This is a genomic window from Bacteroides faecis MAJ27 (assembly GCF_900106755.1).
GTDB classification, from domain to species: Bacteria; Bacteroidota; Bacteroidia; order Bacteroidales; family Bacteroidaceae; genus Bacteroides; species Bacteroides faecis.
The window spans coordinates 68,742-87,610 of the sequence record NZ_FNNN01000001.1 but is presented as its reverse complement, the minus strand read 5'-3'; the positions used below and the strand labels follow the sequence as shown (position 1 = coordinate 87,610).

Annotated in this window: 9 protein-coding genes; 2 read left to right on the top strand and 7 right to left on the bottom strand. The window is 41.9% G+C overall.

The window, feature by feature from the left end; genetic code table 11:
* Positions 1-108: 108 nt before the first annotated feature.
* Positions 109-1,770 carry a glycoside hydrolase family protein gene (locus BLW31_RS00235; protein WP_010536746.1) on the top strand — a complete coding sequence of 554 codons (1,662 nt, stop codon included), beginning with the start codon at positions 109-111 and terminating at the stop codon, positions 1,768-1,770.
* A gap of 209 nt (positions 1,771-1,979) precedes the next feature.
* On the opposite strand, the gene BLW31_RS00230 is transcribed toward BLW31_RS00235, so the two are convergent.
* On the bottom strand, positions 1,980-2,591 hold the full coding sequence (locus tag BLW31_RS00230) for an HU family DNA-binding protein (RefSeq protein WP_010536747.1): 612 nt from the start codon (positions 2,589-2,591) through the stop codon (positions 1,980-1,982).
* A 412-nt stretch (positions 2,592-3,003) separates the two neighbouring features.
* Here BLW31_RS00230 and BLW31_RS00225 point away from each other — a divergent pair, with 412 nt between their 5' ends.
* Positions 3,004-5,082 (top strand): BT4734/BF3469 family protein, encoded by a 2,079-nt coding sequence (locus BLW31_RS00225; protein ID WP_010536748.1) that lies wholly within the window; start codon positions 3,004-3,006, stop codon positions 5,080-5,082.
* Positions 5,083-5,349: 267 nt separating this feature from the next.
* On the opposite strand, the gene BLW31_RS00220 is transcribed toward BLW31_RS00225, so the two are convergent.
* The 6 genes from BLW31_RS00220 to BLW31_RS00195 form a co-directional block, all read right to left on the bottom strand.
* Complete coding sequence (locus BLW31_RS00220) at positions 5,350-7,767, bottom strand: hypothetical protein (RefSeq protein WP_010536749.1); 2,418 nt, start codon at positions 7,765-7,767, stop codon at positions 5,350-5,352.
* A gap of 191 nt (positions 7,768-7,958) precedes the next feature.
* Positions 7,959-10,466 (bottom strand): hypothetical protein, encoded by a 2,508-nt coding sequence (locus BLW31_RS00215; RefSeq protein WP_029425323.1) that lies wholly within the window; start codon positions 10,464-10,466, stop codon positions 7,959-7,961.
* 143 nt (positions 10,467-10,609) lie between these two features.
* Positions 10,610-12,253 (bottom strand): hypothetical protein, encoded by a 1,644-nt coding sequence (locus tag BLW31_RS00210; protein ID WP_074759413.1) that lies wholly within the window; start codon positions 12,251-12,253, stop codon positions 10,610-10,612.
* A 5-nt stretch (positions 12,254-12,258) separates the two neighbouring features.
* Positions 12,259-15,387: a SusC/RagA family TonB-linked outer membrane protein gene (locus BLW31_RS00205; RefSeq protein WP_010536752.1), complete on the bottom strand. Its 3,129-nt coding sequence runs from the start codon at positions 15,385-15,387 to the stop codon at positions 12,259-12,261.
* 17 nt (positions 15,388-15,404) lie between these two features.
* A complete protein-coding gene (locus BLW31_RS00200) occupies positions 15,405-17,087 on the bottom strand; it encodes a fasciclin domain-containing protein (RefSeq protein WP_010536753.1) in 1,683 nt (560 codons plus the stop codon).
* Positions 17,088-17,095: 8 nt separating this feature from the next.
* Entirely contained in the window at positions 17,096-18,865 is a 1,770-nt protein-coding gene (locus BLW31_RS00195) for a fasciclin domain-containing protein (RefSeq protein ID WP_029425325.1), read from the bottom strand.
* Positions 18,866-18,869 lie beyond the last annotated feature (4 nt).

Below are 18,869 nucleotides of genomic sequence, written 5' to 3'. Positions count from 1 at the left end.
GCCTTTTTCCCTTTTCTTATCATCGACTAATGGGAGATTGTCTTACTTTTGCCGTTATACTATAGTGTAAATCAAACGAACTATCAAACTAACTAACAGAAGAAAAACATGTACGGAAAGAATCTTAAATTAGCATTAATGGGGGCATTGTTGCTCATCAGTAATGTCACTTTCTCACAAGTGACGGAACGGGAGCGCCCTAAAGAGTGGGATCAGCTGGTAAATGGTGCCCGCTTTATGGATCGCTTTTTACCAATGAAAGGAAACAAGCTGTCATCTGATACGTGGGGAACCGCCGGTGTGCGTCCGCGATATGTTGATAATGGCATTGAAGACCGCATCTGGTCTTACTGGGGCGGAAATATCCGCAAAGGAGAAGACGGAAAATACCATCTTATGGTCTGCGGCTGGCTGGAAGCTTCCCCAAAAGGACATATGGAGTGGGGCAATTCATGGGTATTCAATACGGTAAGCGATAACTTGACCGGACCTTTTAAACCTGTCAATATCATCGGCAAAGGTCATAATCCTGAAATATTCAGAGCAAAAGACGGGCGATATGTCATTTACGTAATTAACGGTCGCTATGTTTCTGATGATATCAATGGTAAATGGGAATATGGAAAGTTTGATTTCAATGCCCGCGATCGCCGGATTATAGAGGGATTGTCCAATCTGTCATTTGCCCAACGGGAAGACAGCTCTTATATTATGGTTTGTCGTGGCGGTGGAATCTGGATCAGCCGGGATGGCTTGTCGGAATATAACCAGTTGACGGATAGCCGTGTTTATCCGAATGTGAAAGGACGGTTTGAAGATCCTGTCATTTGGCGTGACCATATTCAGTATCATATGATTGTAAATGACTGGTTGGGGCGCATAGCTTTCTATCTCCGTTCCAAAGATGGTGTAAACTGGGTTACAGATCCCGGAGAAGCGTATATGCCGGGCATTGCTGTTCACGAAGATGGCCGCGCTGAAGACTGGTTCAAGTACGAACGTATCAAAATGTATCAGGATAAGTACGGACGTGCTGTTCAAGCCAATTTTGCTGTGATCGATACGCTGAAGAATGAAGATAAGCCATTCGATAATCACAGTTCGAAGAATATCAGTATTCCGCTGAACCCGGGAGTATTGCTGACTATCTTGGACAAAAAGCCCATAACAGCCCAAACTAAAACCATCCGATTGAAAATACAAGCAGAAGACGGCTTCAATCCGCAAACCGATATCGATCTGAATTCTTTGCGTTTTGGTGCTTCCACCGAAGTGAATTACGGCAGGGGAAGTAAATTGCTGAAAACGGAAACAGATGGTAATGATCTGATCGTGACTTTCGATGGAAAAGGAAACGGAATGACTGAAGATGAATTTGCTCCGAAACTGATAGGGAAATATAAGAACGGAAAAATGCTGTATGGGTATGCGCGTTTACCTTACATTGATTATATTGAACCGATCCTGTCGGCACGTGCACCTGTTTTTGTCCAATCGGATAAAGGCTGGGAAGGAAATATTGAAGTGCAGAACTTTGGACAGGTCAGCTCACAGAAGGCTTCGGTAAAGATCGAATATAAGAAGGATGGTAAGATGATAAAAGTAGCTTCTGCTACAGTGCCGCCTCTGACACCGTATGAAAAAACAGATGTACGGTTTGTGACTAAGGCTAATTTTGAGAAAGCCGAAGACTATGATTTCCTTGTGACTATTTCTTCCGGCAAGAAGGTGTTGTCCACTTTCCGTTTGAAACAGAAAGTAGGTGAATAGATGATTCATTGTGAGAAAAACAATATTACTTACTGAATACAATCCCATATAGAAAAAAAGTCTCTTTCTATTGTCACTTATCACTTGTGATAGATAAATGTTTAGTAATCAGGTGAGAATGATAAATAAAAAGTGATAATAGGAAGTGATAATAAGGTGATAATAGAATTTTCAAGCATTTCTATTATCACCTCTGTTTTATACTTTTCTTATTTAATAGGCTGATTTTCAGATTTTAAGTATATAATCCGATTACCATACCCACGAGTGTTAAGAACTCCGTTTTCTACCAGAAGATTCAGTTCCCGCTGTGCTTTTCCTTTCAATAAACCTGTTAATCCGCTGTATTCCCTACGGGTGATGAAATGGTTTTTAGCTAAGAATGCTTCAAGACGCAGGCGGCGTGTCTCTTCCGACATATCTGATGATTCCTGAAATCCGAATTTGGCACGGGTCACCGTGCCCGAACTTCGTCGGCGAAACCACTTCGTAGCTCTGAAATTGACATTGTCAAAAGAAATAGAGACAGAACGGATTTCTTTCTTATCCATAACCGGACGTGCTTTCAAGCTTGCGGAGAAATATCCGATTTCTCCTAATTTCACGTGATACCCTTCACTCAGATAGTAAGATACTTTTTCTTGAAGAGATACCATGATACCTGCCAAGTCACCTTCGGTAAAGGTGGACGCTTCGGATATTTCACGAAACAGTCGTTTGCAATCAATGGTACCTTTAGATACAATACGAGGATATAATGGTTGGAGCTCTTCATCTCCTTTCTCATTCGGTTTTCTCCGAAAGTCATAATCTGCTGCCATAGCGTTACTTGTTTTTTGTTGGTTAATGCCCTGTGTTACTTAATTGATACCGCGTGTATTAAGACAAAGACTAGTAACCTTAACATGCAGGCAAGGCTCGACTAATATATTTTGTTAGTTGCACGTTTTCGTTCCACGTATGTGAACCGTTCGGACTACATACGTGAACCCGAAGGATCACGTACGTGAGTCGATGGGACCATGTACGTAAAACGATTTCTTATCACTGCAAAGATACATTAATCTAACGTTCGAAACAAGTTAATGAACGTTTTATTTACCGTTATTTCCAGTACGTCAGACAAAGTTGAAAAGGAATGGATATACTTCAAATAATAACTGTTGAAAAGGTTGCATCCTCTTCTTTTTATGCCTATCTTTGAAGGATATATATAAATAATTTAGAAAATAAATGAAGATCACACAAATCAGGGAAAAAGAAGACGCTGAAGCACTGAGTGTATTAGATTTTGACTTGTTGATGGAGAAGATAAAAACAGAGACGAAGACTCGCCCGGTGACCGGACTACGCCAAGCCCTGCATTTTGTTTTGCCCGGAGAGCCTTGCAGCTTTGCCGGAAAGCTTCCTAAAATAATGCCCGCTGCCGTTTTCGGGCGTGTCAATGGCGTGAGACGGATGAAAGTTTATAATGGTATCGTTGAATTGACCGTTGGCCCGTTGGCTGGAAAGGTAGAGGTGGAATTGGTCAAGAAAAAAGCGGCAGACTTGCCACAAACGATGTTTGCCTATATGGGGTCGAGCGGAAATTCAGTCAAGATATGGACGCTTTTTACCCGTCCGGACGGAACATTGCCGCAAACACAGGAAGAAGCGGAACTGTTTCAGGCACATGCTTATCGTTTGGCTGTGAAATGTTATCAGCCGCAGATCCCTTTCGATATCCAGTTGAAAGAGCCGCTTTTGGAGCAGTATTCACGGCTGAGTTATGATCCGGCACCTTTCTATCGGAAGAACGCCGTGCCTTTTTATCTTTCTCAACCGTTTGGGATGCCTAAGGAGATGACTTATCGGGAGAGAACGGTGACGGAAAAATCCCCATTGAACCGCGCTGTTCCGGGATATGCGGCAGAAGATGCGCTGGCACTGATGTATGAGGCTGCCTTGCGGAAAACTTTTCAGTCGATGGAGGAAGGATGGAGGCGGAATGATGATTTGCAACCGATGGTTGTAAGGCTGGCGGAGAACTGCTTTCTTTCCGGTATTCCCGAAGAAGAGGTGGTCAGGCGGACCATACATCGGTATTATGATTCCGGGCAGTCGGTGCTGGTTCGTGAGATGATAGGGAATGTGTATCAGGAGTGCAAGGGGTTCGGAAAGAAAGGCGGTCTGACAAAAGAGCAGTATCTCAATATGCAGACCGAAGAATTTATGAACCGGCGTTATGAGTTTCGCTACAATACTCAGATGAGTGAAGTGGAATACAGGGAGCGCTGTTCGTTTTATTTCCGTTTCCGTCCGTTGGACAAGAGAGCACAGAACAGTATTTTGCTGGATGCGCAAAGTGAAGGAATCGCAGTGTGGGACCGGGATGTGGACCGTTACTTGCATTCCAACCGTGTCCCTGTCTACAACCCGTTGGAAGAGTTTATCTTCCATCTTCCTAATTGGGACCAGAAGGACCGTATTGCGGAGTTGGCAGGTCGGGTTCCTTGTGACAATCCACACTGGACAATGCTTTTCCACCGTTGGTTTCTGAACATGGTGGCGCATTGGAGAGGATTTGACAAACAGCATGCGAACAGTACTTCACCATTGCTGGTCGGTGCACAAGGAACACGTAAATCCACATTTTGCCGGGACTTGATACCGCCTGAGCTTCGGGGTTATTATACGGATAGTATTGATTTCAGCCGCAAACGGGATGCGGAAATGTATCTGAATCGTTTTGCGCTGATCAATATTGATGAGTTCGATCAGGTGACTTTGACTCAGCAAGGCTTCTTGAAGCATATTCTGCAAAAGCCGGTAGTCAATCTTCGTAAGCCGCATGGAAGTTCGGTGCAGGAGTTGCAGCGTTATGCTTCATTTATTGCAACAAGCAATCAAAAGGACTTGTTGACCGATCCTTCCGGCAGCCGCCGTTTTATTTGCATTGAAGTAAAGGATACGATCGATACGGCACGTCCTATCGATTATCAGCAATTGTATGCGCAGGCGATGTACGAAATTTATCATGGCGAACGATACTGGTTTGATGATAAGGATGAGGCTATCCTGACACAGGCTAACCGGGAGTTTGAACAGACTCCGCCGGCTATTCAGTTGTTCTATCACTACTTCAAAGCTGCCAAAGAGGATGGGGAAGGGGAGTACTTGTCTCCGGTAGAGATTTTGGATTATCTACAGAAAAGAACGACTATCACATTGTCTTCGGGGAAGGCGTACCATTTCGGAAGGCTGCTTCAGAAGGAGAAGATTCCCTGCAAACATACGAATAAGGGGACGGTGTATCTGGTTGCCAAACTATAAAAGAGCAGGGGAGAAAGGTGACAATAGAAAGTTGAAATCTTCTATTGTCACCTTATTATCACCGGCTATTGTCACTCGTTACTTGTTGATTTAAAGGTGGTTGGGATGAAAAGTGACAAGTGATAATAAGAATAGTAGCGAAATTTTATAAGAGTATGCCTCTCTTGGTGCATTGATAAGCTCCACTATATTTATTTTAAGTCAATTTTCTTTATTGCATAGATTAGCTTATTAATATACTGGAACAAACAGTTGCATTACTGTTTCTTATTTCGCTGTATTCAAATAAAAAGGTTGTCCATCCTTTGTTATTCCTTCTGCTGAAATAATCATCTTTTTGCATGTAGCGTTGTTGTAAAACTGTATAGATGCATTTCCATTCTTATCCGTTTTAATATCCGGATTCCAATATAAGGTACGCCTGTGATCCGGTTTATCCGGTAGTTGCATACTGTAATCCGGTGAATAGAATTGTACGGGTGGTGCATATCCATAGAAGTAGCAACGGTCGCCTACCATGTCGGGAAGATATTCTTTTTTTGACCGTTGTGTGTAGTTTATATAAAAATCCCATTTACCGGAGTGGGCTTCTGTTTTGCCTATGAGACGTGAACGGTCCCTGATATCAAAATAGCCACATATCGTTTTCAATCTTTTAAAACTAAGTATATCCCTTCTTCTAATTTTGTCTGAGGATGATAAGTGAGAATCGGGATAGTATTGCTCAATATCTTCACCGTTTCCACTGCAAATATGAGTAGTTCCCGACAATATACCCTTTAATGGTGAAACAAGTTCTGTAATGTAAAGAGGTATTGTAAATGTGGATCTGTTGAATTCGTATCCAAAATCATTGATATAGTCTATTGCTTCAATAAAGTCATAACAAAAATCAGGTTTTGTGAAATCTATCTTAATTTTGCCTCTGTCTTTAATAGTAACCTGGTCAATGGATTGTTCGAGAAAAGAAAATGTCGATAATTCCTTCTCATGTGTTTCATAATAATTATATTGTTTAGGCAGCGGAGAAAATACACGGTCTTTGCAAACATAGTGGTCATAGAAAAAGGAATCTCCTCGCTTGTGATAATCCAGTTCTTTTCTTATTTTGTCTTTATTTTTGTATGCTTGAATGAACATGGTATGTTTACCATAGATTTGAACTACATCGAAGGAGAAGTCACCATTTTTAGTTTGCTGAACTGCATCATAGGTATAGCCGTCAGGATAGCATATTTGACAACGAACAAAAACTTCTTTGTTCCATTTCTTTAGTTCGCCGCTTGAACTTCTTCTTTTATAGACAGTTCCTTTTACTTGTAGTTTCTGTTCTATCGGATAGTGTGGTTTGAATGTTTTTACTCCTGCCATGGTTTGCCAGTCATATCGTCTCCATCCCTGAATCATCATTAATAAATCCAGGGCTTTGCGGTGATGCAGGTCTTGAGATTCGAAATAATATTCCGGTGACTGTATAAAACCTCGTATTTCTGAAGACAATAGCAGATTCGTGAGAATATTTCCTTGGCTGTAGTGTAAATCTTCCATATCATTATCTCTGACTGCTACGGAAAATGATGTTTCCGGAAGACTTTTACCATTCCTGTCTTGTATTTTGAATGAATATTTTTCAGGATGGTATGGTTGGTGGTTGTCTTTTATAGCGTGATCATGTAAAGTGATGGACACTGTTTCTTGTTTTCTGACAAAGAATAATCGATCTGCAAAGATATGTCCTGCACGATCAAAGACTGTTAGCTGGTGTACGCCTTGTTGAAGAGAATCAGTGTTGAAGCATAGTTGGAAACGGTCCTTGATACCGAGTGACTGGTAATGGACAGGTTTTCCTCCTTGTTGCAAAGTTATAAACAAGGGAGATGTGATATTTTTGGAAAGAATTTGGATATTTATCTGATTCTCATTTATATCAGCCTGCAAGGCTACTCCTGCTTTCTCAGGTGTGGGCAAAGGATATTCATATATTTGGTTTTGATCGGAAATTGTTAAGTGGCAATTTTTTAATCCTATTTCCCAATGGAGGTGATTGATATTGAAGGTTCCCCGTCCGTTGTGTACTACTTGTAGTGTATCCAGAACTTTATAATTGTTGGTTTCTATGAGTATGTATTTGGGAGCGATTATTTTCTCTTCCTTATCACGTAATTCAAAGGCAATTCTATTATCAATTTCTTCGATCAGATGTCCGCCTTCAGGATAAAAACCAACTTTAATACGCTGTTTCTCTTCCTTTGGAGATGATCTGTTAAAACGTGGGCGTGTCCGCATTTGTTTGGTTGGGTATTCTTCATTTTCTATGGCATTGTATACGGGAAGTACACGAGAAAAAATAGAAGGAACTTCACTCGTACGTTTTTCTACATTTTTAAAATCACTTAAGATACTTCCGTCTTTGTACAGGAAATTCTCGATAAGAAGCGGGCTTGTTATCCTTCCGAAATTCAGCATCCAGGCTGTGTATGCGCGCACTTCATAATATCCGGCATTTAAGGTGTCCGGAAGATAGAAGTTTCCTGAACACATTCCTTCTTCTATATAATGCCTGTTGCGTTTCACCAGAATTCCTTCTTGGCTTAATAGGTCAACATAAAGCACTTTGCTTTTCACTTCTGGAATTAGAGTTTCGGCACTCACTATATGAGCTTTATACCAAATTGATTCCTTCATGAAATAGGAAGTGTTGTCGAAGTGTAGATAGACTTTTTCCTGCGGATGGAGGGCGGAAAAAAGTGATATGTTTTGATAAAGTGAATCAGTTTCCTTTTCATCTTGTGATATTGGGGATGCGCATAGAGAAAAAGGAATTCTGATGATGAAATATAATATGATAACTAAATGTTTATTTAGCATGAGTCTCTTTACTCTTTTGTTATAATTGGTATCCCACTGTCACTCAGTCCTTCCGCACTGATCTTCATCCGCCTACACGTAGTATTATTATAGAAACTAATTTGCGCTTTGCCTTGACTGTCGGTTTTTACTTCCGGATTCCAATACAGGGTACGGCGAAAATCAATGTCACCGGGTACACTATTGCTATGATCTATGTGATAGAACCTTTTCACCTGAGAATAACCATCATAAAAAGTGTGGCGGATTCCTTTCTGATAACCGTCGTGTAAACCGTCATTGTATGGATGGACCATGATGATGACAGGGGTGTGGAGTAGTGAAGCTACTGTTGGCAAGTCTATATCAGACGGAGATGCGGCTTCTATTCCCTCTTCTTTGATTTTCTTGACAGCCCACAGTTGTGCATACTGATCATAAAGAGTTATTTGCCGGATATTCTCAATGGGCATCTGTTCTGGTGGTAGCCCCCTTGCAGGGTAGCGTGTTGATCCTTTTTGGATATCGAAGAAGTAAACAATGTCTTTGCCGGCATATTGATAAGGACCGTCTGCACTATCTTTTCTAAGGTGGGGTATATTGTTCTCCATATATTCTCCTAAAGTACCGGGATAATTTTTTCCCGAGTCCATTAGTTTGTTGACATCCTTTTCCACATCATAAACAAATTCCGGAGATATTTCCTTTCTTATTCGCTGCTTTTTAATGATAACCTGCGGCAGATATTGCATCTCATCAACAGAATGTTGTTTTAAGCTATCCTCAAACTCGTCAGAGAACACTGTAACCGTATCTTTCACCAGTAAATCGGGGTAGGAGTAGCTGCGTGGAACAGGGCTGAAATGGCGGTCCAGCATGATCCGGCAATGCTTTAGCTTTTTCTTTTCTGTGACGGACAGGCTGAGTTGCCATTTCCCTTCAAGTTTGACACTATCCGGTAACATAAAGTAGAAATGTCCGCCAGCATCTGTTTGGCAGTGGCTGTGAAAACTTGCATTATCTTTATTCATCCAGAAGATGACATCTGCGTATGCTTTTGACTTGTTCCTCAGTAGCTCCATTATTTTACCGTTTATCGGAAGAGCTTGTTCAATATAATGTTTTACCCTGAAAGGTGATACATCTGCCATCGTCTGCCAGTCATAGCGACACCACCCCTGAACCATCATCAGTAAATCCAGCTTCATGCGGGTGGCGCGGTCGTCCTTCTCAAAATATTGCATAGGATTGGCCACATATCCTTTTATATCGGAAGAAAGTAACAGATCGGTTAATATGTTATCCTGGTACGAAGTGTAAATCTCCGTACCGGCATCGCGTACAGAAAGAGAAAAAGAACTTTCAACGGGATTTCCGATGGAATCGTTCAAGGAAAGAAACATGTTTACCTTTTCGAGAGGTACATAAGTCTGTTTCTCTGTTTGAGCAGATAGCCGGTAATACGTTAAAGGACGAGTGTTGAACGACAGGCGTTCGGCAAGGATATTTCCTTTTTTATCATATAATGTAAACTGTATGCAACCTGCCGGAAGCCGGGATTTGGGTAACCGGAAAACATAGGGGGCGTCTGCCAGCCTCATGGCTTCTACTGCATAGACTGTGCCACGACAAGATACGGATACCGCTATGGTGTCACGGGGGAGGACGGAGGATTTGGATATCTCTATCTGGTATGATTCTTCGTTAGTATCATTGATACGCATCACGTATCCTGCCGGGAGGATATCTGAGAAATTAAAGTCATATTGTTTGCCTTCATGTTCGACTATTACTTTGTAAGAGGTTGTTTCCGGCAATAGCTCAAAGAATCCCATACCTTGATGATAGGTCGAAAGGAAGGAAACTGAATTGCCTGATGAATTGTAGACGGCACCTGTTATTTGGAGGTCTTCTCCTTTTGCTCCCCATGCTTTAAAGCCGATACGGGAAGCGATTCCGACTACTGCATTGCCGCCTTCCGGGAAGAAAGCCAGATTTACTTTTCCTCCTTTCTTTTCTTTTTTGCGTTCGTTCTTCACTCCAAAGCCGCTGTCCATTGCTTTTTCTGCATAGTTACCGTCCGTTTCCGGTTCATCATAAACAGGGAAAACGCGGGAGAATATACAGTCGTCTCCAAAGTTTAGCATCCCTCGTGTGTACGCACGAACCTCATAAAAACCACTCCGGTAAATCCTTTTCAGTGGAAATTCACCATGACATTGACCGTTCTCTATCATGAGTTTTCGGTTGGCTATCACTTCTCCCTGTGGGGTCAGAAGTTCAACATGCAGTACTTTGCTTAGTGGGCTGAAGCGGTGTTGCTCAGCTAAAACGGTATATGCTTTGAACCAGATGGTATCGCCCAGAAAGTAGCCGGTATTATCAAAATGAAGGTATACTTTTTCCTGAGGATTGCGTTTGTTGAATTGGTTGATTTCTTTTATATAGTCAGACAAGACTTTTGCCGGTTGGGATTGGGCAACTAAAGGCAACACTAATAAATGTGTCAGTAATAGTAAAACAGCTGATTTTTTCATATTTCAATCGTATTAGTGTTCGTCTTCTCTCTGACTGCTTCCGGTGTTTGTATTAGATTCTTGTAGTCAGCTTGCTTTATAGAGACTATTGTCAGTTGACGCTTTTCCGGGAAAAGTATCAACTGACAATAGCTGAATTTTAATTAATGAGTAGAAGAGGTGCTGTCGATATCCCAATGGACGAAGTAGTCGCCACTTTCAATCTTTGCACGTACTTTTGCGGCTATTGCTGCATTTTCTTCGCTGTATTTGGAACAAACTAAATCTGAGATGATAGTGGGGTCATTGTAACGTTTTGCCATACGTATCATTACCGGAAGGGTTTTACCTTCACAGGGCATCTCCAGACAGATTTCTTTCAGGAGTTCGATGTCATTATGACGCTCGTTGCCCGGTTCCTTTTTCATGTCACGGCATAGTAGACCTTTACTTGTATCAGATGCTCCCCATGTGCCACGGATACCGGTATCCGCATAGGTATGTGTAACGGCACCGCCTACACGTGTCCAGTCATTGGTGAATCCGGGATAAGTGACTCCTCCGTCCGGATAATAGCTGCTCACTCCTTCGTTCATCAATACATATCTCTCTTCCGAACGTTCGGGAAGGTGGTTGAATGCTTCGATCAGCATGAAATAAAGTTCCACATTGCGATAAATGTAAATAAAGTTATCGGCAGCATAGCTCCATTTCTGCATTCTCCAGTTTCCATATGAGTCTTGGCTGAAATGAGAATTGAACCGTCCGTCACGAGAATCTTCCGAAGTAAAAGCATTCGGGTTAAAGTCTTTGTCAGAATACCGGGCTATACCCAATTCTGATGGTCTCAGAATAGGAGCGGAGTAAAGATTCTGCTTGGTTGCATTCGTCTGGTTTTTCTTGTACTCATAAGTGATTACCGAAACAGTTGCCGATCCGTAAGGATTATCTCCTCTGAATATTTTCGAATATGCGTTGTGGTAGTTAGATTGGCACATCCATTTGGTATAAGTAGAAGAGGAGGCGAATGCTTCATTCATTTTAGGCAGAACCAGGTCCACCACATCTTGCCATCTTCCCTGCCACAAAGCGAGTTCGGCAGACAGTGCAAAATACTCCGGAGTCATAAGATCCCAAAATGTGTAGTCACCTGCTGAAAGTGAACTGTCTGAGGCGATCCATTCTGTCCATGGCATAGTATGATTTCCGTCGATTCCGTCAAAACCTGTCTTCAGATATTCCACACATTTGGCTATTGTCTGGTCTAAATTCAGTTTGGGGTATTGGGAATAATCTTTCATTTCGTACATGGGATCATCAAACCAGACTACTTCATTATAGATTTTCGCCATTGTGAAATAGACCCATGCTTTTACTCTTACAGTGCTGGCAACCAATCCTTTGTAGTGCTCCATGTCGATGCTGTACAAATGTGCCTGCTTGAATTCGTAGATTTTCTGCAGGTAATCGTTGCATGAGATGATCAAATCATAGTATTTGGCCGGATCGGCATATGTGTTGCCTGTCAGATCCGATTCATAATTGGACAGTGCATACATGTCGACATCTCTGTCGGTAGGGATCAGCATTTCAGCCCGGGAATCAGTCAGATAAATGGCTTTGTCGCCAATAGCCTGCATCTTCGTTGCGACTCCCAGAAAGCCTGCATACATTTCGCTGGCTTCTTTTATATAGTCATCTCCTTTCAGCATTGTGTTGTTCTCCGGTTCAAAGAAATCGGAGCAGGCACTAAGACCCATCATGGCTATACCACACAACATGCTTTTTAATAGTATATTCTTTTTCATTGTCGTTAGAATTTCAAATTAACACCAAATTTTACAGATTTCGGTTGTACCATCTTTGCATAATCCAGTCCTTGAGATGTTTCGCCGTACGAGTAAGAGAATTCCGGGTCCAGTCCCAGGTATTTTGTTGCTGTCAAAAGGTTCTCGCCTGATACATACAATGTGCCTGAACGGAAGAAATTAAGTACGGTCTTGTCAAAACTATAGCTCAAAGTCACGCTTTTCATGCGGAGATAAGAAGCATCTTCCAGCCATCTTTCAGAGAATGAAGTACTGCGATAAGGGTCGTTGTGCTGTACACGTGGCATATTGGTCACTTGTCCGTCCAAAGACCAGCGATTCAATACGGCGATACTTTGGTTGCCTAATGTATTCATACCTTCCAGTTGATTGCGTACGGCATTGTAGGCCATGTTGCCTTTGGAGTAGCTGAACTCAGCACCGAGTGCGAATCCTTTGTATTTGAACTGAGTATAGAAACCTCCGAAGAAATCGGGAGCTGCACTTCCCAAAGCTACACGGTCTTTGCTGTCAATTCTATGGTCTCCGTTCTGGTCTACATAATGCATATCCCCGCCTCGGAAATAGTTACCGTTGTCTGCCATCAGACTGGCCGCATCAGCTTCTGCCTGAGTGGAGAACACGCCTGCTACCTGATAGCCGTAGAACTGATAAGGCGACTTTCCGACTTCTGTGATCCAGTTGCCATTAATGATTCTTTCTTCACCACCCAAAGAAGTGATTTTATCATCGTAATGGGCGATATTACCACCTATAATCCATTCGAAATCACGGGTACGAACCAATGAGGCTTGTACGGAGAGTTCAACTCCCTTGTTATCCATCTTACCGACATTCGCATAATAAGGTGCGGAACCGTATATAGATGATGTCGGTTGCATACAGATCATATCACTGATCTTGTTATTGTAATAATCGAAACTCACATTTAAGCGGTTGCGGAACAATGACAGATCCAGTCCCAAATTGAGAGAAGCATTCTTTTCCGGCTTTAAATGAGTGTTCGGTACATTGACACGCGCAATGGCGGAAATATCCTGATAAGCGGCTGATGAATAGTAGAACGTACCCATATTGCTTGCAAAGCGGGTGTTACCGGTCAGACCATATTCAGCGCGTACATTTAACTTGTTGATCCATTCTGAATTCTGCAGAGGTTTCCAGCCCTTGCCCAGCCAGACTAATCCTACCGACGGATATACATAGAACCGGTTGGCACTTGTACCTGTAGATGAGGCTCCGTCTACTGATACATTGACAGAAGCCTGTACCAGATTATTGTAGGTATAATCAGCATGTCCGTAATAGCTCATCCAGTTCCATTTGTTAACATAACCGTAGAAACGGTGTCCGTCAGCCTGTGTGTTACCCAGTGTCTGATAAAAGTCATTGTCTGTGTTACGTCCTTCACCCACATCGAATTCGTTCTTGGTTGTCAGAATCTGTGCACCGGCGATTGCATTCAACTGGTGAATGCGATTGAACATTTTTGAATAACGTGCATTCAGATTCAGATACAGGTTGCTGGTTTCGCCCACACCGGAACGAACCATGTTGTTGGCTGTACCATAAGTGTCGGATATCGGAACGATGGTTTTGTCTGTCAATCCGGGGATAAACATAGCTTCATTGTCATAATTGTAGTACATTCCTATCATTCCTGTGAATACCAGTCCCGGTAGCGGGGTATAGTTTACACCTGCTCTCAGATTTAAATCGTATTGACGATTATGTGCGTCTAAGGTATTGACGATAGCTAATGGATTGCTTATCGCAAAATCCATGGTGGTACATTTACCGAAATAGTAAGGTGAATAAGTACTTAATATATTTCCGTCTTTATCCTTGTTGTATGGACTGAGTACCGGTGATTGCGCATAAGCTGCCAGAATCGGGTTGGTCTTGATGTTCATGCCTTGTTCCTGGAAATGGCCGTTCATATAAGCAAATCCGATGGTAGCAAAGATATCCACTTTCTTGCTTACGAGGATATTACCATTCAACTGAGTATGGAAACGTTCTGTACTGGTGCTTTCATATAAACCGTTTTCTTTGGAATAACCTAACGAAAGGTCATATTTTGCGATTTCGTCACCACCTTCCACGCGGAAAAGGTGATCTGTCGCATAACCGGTATTGTACATCAAATCCTGCCAGTCAGTCTGATTATTATAGGTGTTGAGGTATAATGGATTATTAGGGTCCTTCAGGAAAGGAAAGTTGCTATAGAATTTATCCATATCACTATAATATGTCATACCTGCATCCGTCAGATAGTTCAAATAATCTTTCCCGGCCAACAAAGGAATGCGTTTGTCACTCCAGGTAACGCCATACTGTCCGTAGTAGCTTACCTTCGTTTCCATATCGTTGGAGCTGGCACCATCTGTCTGGATCAGAATAACTCCGTTCGATCCCATTGAACCATACATAGCGGCTTCCGCACCTTTCAGCACTGTAATGTTCTGAATATCATTAATATTGTATGCCTGAAAAATATCACGGGTCAGACCTCCGATTATCGGTGATTCGTTTTTGTCCGGCAAGTAAGGTACACCATTGACTACGATCAATGGCGCATTGTCACCTGTCAGTGAACGGATACCCCGGAGGTTATAATAACTGCCTTCACCCGGCATACCACTGCCGCGTTTTACTTGTAAGCCTGCTACTTGTCCTGCCAAAGCCCGGTCAATCTTAGAGCTTCCCAAAAGAAAATCTTTTTTGGTAATATTTGTTGCAGTAGTATAATCGGAAATTTCCGTATTATCTCCCCGGAAGGGCAATACAACTTGCTCGTTGTGCTTATACTGGTTGTCTGAAATCATCATGATCACCACTTCCGTTCTTCCGTTCAGCAACTGCCGAACGGGAAGGTAACCGGGTGCCCAAACCGATATCACTCCGGATTTGTCTCTTAATTTAAAAGTGAACTCTCCATCGGCTTTGGTAGTCGCATTCAAGGTATCTTGTACAGACACTACAGCATCTGCTATAGGTTTATTAGTGGCAGAGATGATCTTACCTGTCAGTTTGTAGTTTTTCTGTCCGTACATGCAAGTTGCAAACAACAATGGCAATGCAACCGCAAGTATTCTTTTTATATTTTTCATATCGTTCCTTATCTAGATTAATAACAGTTTGCAGTCGGGCGGATGCACCAATGGTTCGGAGTAAAGGCTGTTCCTCCATTGTGCCTTGCCACGAACTTCAGATGAAGTTCCACAGGTTCATCTCCTTCGATTGTAAAGACACCGACTTCTCCACCGTCTCTGTCATATTTATTGTTCAGACTGGATGGGTAGAACTCCGGTGCACCTCCGCCACCTCGGTCATTACTATAGCTGCTCCATTTGGACCTGACTATTGTTCCCACCAGCTTATCATTAATATAAATATCACAATCATTTTTCATGTTCGCATTTTTGCCGACACCAAAATGGAAAGTATATTCGCCGGGAGGAATGATGTAAGGTTCGGCATCATACGTATTGTCGCTGTGCAAATCAAATTTGAAGGCGGTGAAATCCAGAATTGTCTCCAGATTATTTGCATCCTGACGTACAAACCATACATATTCATTACTGATTTCCGGCCATCCGTATCCCGGAGTCCATGCTTTAACATCGGTACGTGTAGGTCCGCCGGTTCCGTACGGAGCTAAGTTGGTACATGCAAAATATTTGTCCTTATCATCCTGGCTCATGTATTTGAACCATTTGAAAAGATCCTTAAAACGCCATATCAGCACGTCTTTTTGTGGCAGTTTCAGAGAAGTGACATAATAAGCTATACCATTGCTCATTCTCACAGGATTATCGAGGTCTACCTTATTGACTGTAGTTCTCCACTGTTTACCAAAAGCGGAAGTCAAGTCCGGTTTTTGCGGATTGCCGAAAGCTTCGGCGTCATATTCCACATCTTTGAAAAACATGGCCTGAAAACACCAGTTTTCCAAAATTGAATCCGGACGCTCCAAGTTCCACTTTTTAAGTTTCGCTTTCCCTTCATCCAATGCTTTCTTGATCAATTCGTCAGATGGAATAAGCATTGTTATCTTTTTGCTTTCAGATGCCAAATCCAAGCCTTTATCCAGGAAATAAGGGTTCTTCACCGTAAAGACAGAATCATAAACCGTATTACCGGATTCATCTACTCCAATGCTAAGGCTGTTATTCTTATCAAAGATCTTTATGTTTCTTGAAAGAACCGCATTTTTAAAGATGGAATATTCGTCTGATAATCCTTCCAGAGTTTCCAGCAAAGATTTAGGAGTAACAATGACATTGTCTAATTCATAAACATATCCATTGTTTACCTTCACTACTTTTTTAACTTTACAGTTACTGTTGAAAATAATTTCTTGTGATCCGCTATCTTCTGATACCATCTTGTTGATCATCACATATTTTCCGTTCCACATCATCAGACGCTGACCGTCTTCGATGGTATTAGGTGAAAGGGAGGCGGTCGTTATATGGCTTTTTGCCATATAAACTTTCTCTTCGTCTATGCCGTCATCCGAACTTTTCGTTGCGGTCATGAGTGCATTGTCAACCACAAAAAGAGTGTAAGATACTCCGGCAGCTTCCATCTCCTTAAAGACTCCTGTCTCTTTGAATAAATTGCATATGGAGCTGTATGACTGCTGTGACTCTAAATATTCAATGGCCGGCGCATCGACAATAGTCATTTCTTCATTGTTGATGATAGCTGCCTGTTTATTGTAATGGTTATCCCATTCGTCCGTACAGGAAGACATCAATCCTCCCCATATGATTGCAGCGGATAAGATATATTTATATGCTTTCATAATCTGATTCAATTTATTGGTTCAAACAAAATATAATCAACTTGGATACGGAAGTCTTTTGAAATACTGGCTGCCGGATCATTCAAAGTGATTCTCATTGTATATTCCTTCATATCAGGGATTTCTACAACATCGTATAGAACGGTGTCAAATAGCCCCATAGTTACCAAATAATTACCATTAGCATCTTTGTCGTCCGGAAGACTGGAATATAAAAGACGTGATACGGAACCGGCTTTCTCCATTTCAGTGAATTCGACATCTATTTGCCCTCCGTTACTTCCACTACCGTAGGAACGGAAATTCTTCATACTGTTTGCGTAAAAATAGCGTAAAGTCACTTTATATTTTCCGGGAATCATAACAGGAGACTTCATTTCTACCCATCCTTTATACCCCAATGAAACAGTCAGTAAATCACCATGCAGGAATCTTCTGGTTTTATCTTGGTTATCATAGTTTGAATTACTGCGCAGGGTTCTATAGGCTAAATTGCCAAAATTACTTTCAGGCATTCCTTGAGAACCTACTTTATATTCATAGCATGATAGTTTTGCATCTTTCAGTTCTGTCGACGGTTCCGTCTTTGCATCTATCTCTTGCTGGAAAATCTGACCGTCTGCTCCGTTGGAACCGATATAGTTGGCTACTTCCGGATAATCGGCCAAATCCCAGTAAAGAATAAATGGTTTAAGGTCTTTGCAAACAGGAAGTAAGCCTTCCAGTTGCTGTATATAACCGTTCTTGGTCTGATAGTCGCAATCACTTTCACGGAAAACAGCTTTCATTTCACTGCCACCATCGTAATTCAGGTAATAGTTGCCATCTGCTTCTTTGGATATTTTGATTGCTGCATTTTCGCAGGCAGTTCCCCATATCTTACAAGTTGCTACTGTATCTACGTCAAATTTCTTCAGATTGTCTACTTTATAACGTCCGTTCAGGATATGATAAGCTGCATAGCGGTTCAACGCATTGTTCTTATTTTCATAGTCTTCTCCGGCTCCCAGTTTCTTCACCAGGTCGTCACAGGAAGAAATCCCTTCACGCTGGAAAACATCATCGGGTACTCCCAATATGGTATAATTCCGGCGTACTTCCTGTTTGGTGCCATCGGGCATCGTGATGGTATCGGCAATTATATTCAATGTATCGTGCCATCCGGTTCGTTTCAAGGCTTCTGCAAGAATATTATTCTTATTGTTCTCGAAAAATTTCTGATAGACACTTTCGACCATCGGGCGCATGACATCGTCCAATACATAAACAAAACCATTGGAAGTATGTATAGCCAGTTCCTTCACATGAGCTTCTCCATTCATATACATGGAGTTGAATCCTCCTTCGGAGGCATCGTCTGCATTAAAGGTTACTTCCAGTATATCATTGGACAGCGTCTTGTCTTCCAGCTCTCCGCCTTTGGAGAATTCTTCCAATGTGATCGTGTCATTTACCAGATGGTATTGTACCAGCTGTCTTACATAGACTTTTCCCAGTTCTTCTACTGAGGAGACTTTCTTTTCCTGATAAAAAGCTTCCATCGCCCGATTGGTGGGAGCGAACAGCGTTAACTTGGCAGTCGCTTGATTCACTGCATTGTACATATCGGCATATTTCATCACCTTGATCCATTCCGAAAAATCATCAGGACGGGTACTCAGGTAAGATGAAATAGGTTGCATGTTGTACACTGCAAAAGTTTCATCCTTATAAGGATCGTCGCAGGAATAAACGGCAGCGACAATGATCAATATACAAATTCTAATCAAATTCTTCATAGTA

Excerpts from the sequence above, each read along its gene's own strand:
- BLW31_RS00235 (WP_010536746.1), top strand. The coding sequence starts at position 109 with ATGTACGGAAAGAATCTTAAATTAGCATTAATGGGGGCATTGTTGCTC.
- BLW31_RS00230 (WP_010536747.1), bottom strand. The coding sequence starts at position 2,591 with ATGGCAGCAGATTATGACTTTCGGAGAAAACCGAATGAGAAAGGAGAT.
- BLW31_RS00225 (WP_010536748.1), top strand. The coding sequence starts at position 3,004 with ATGAAGATCACACAAATCAGGGAAAAAGAAGACGCTGAAGCACTGAGT.
- BLW31_RS00220 (WP_010536749.1), bottom strand. The coding sequence starts at position 7,767 with ATGAAGGAATCAATTTGGTATAAAGCTCATATAGTGAGTGCCGAAACT.
- BLW31_RS00215 (WP_029425323.1), bottom strand. The coding sequence starts at position 10,466 with ATGAAAAAATCAGCTGTTTTACTATTACTGACACATTTATTAGTGTTG.
- BLW31_RS00210 (WP_074759413.1), bottom strand. The coding sequence starts at position 12,253 with ATGAAAAAGAATATACTATTAAAAAGCATGTTGTGTGGTATAGCCATG.
- BLW31_RS00205 (WP_010536752.1), bottom strand. The coding sequence starts at position 15,387 with ATGAAAAATATAAAAAGAATACTTGCGGTTGCATTGCCATTGTTGTTT.
- BLW31_RS00200 (WP_010536753.1), bottom strand. The coding sequence starts at position 17,087 with ATGAAAGCATATAAATATATCTTATCCGCTGCAATCATATGGGGAGGA.
- BLW31_RS00195 (WP_029425325.1), bottom strand. The coding sequence starts at position 18,865 with ATGAAGAATTTGATTAGAATTTGTATATTGATCATTGTCGCTGCCGTT.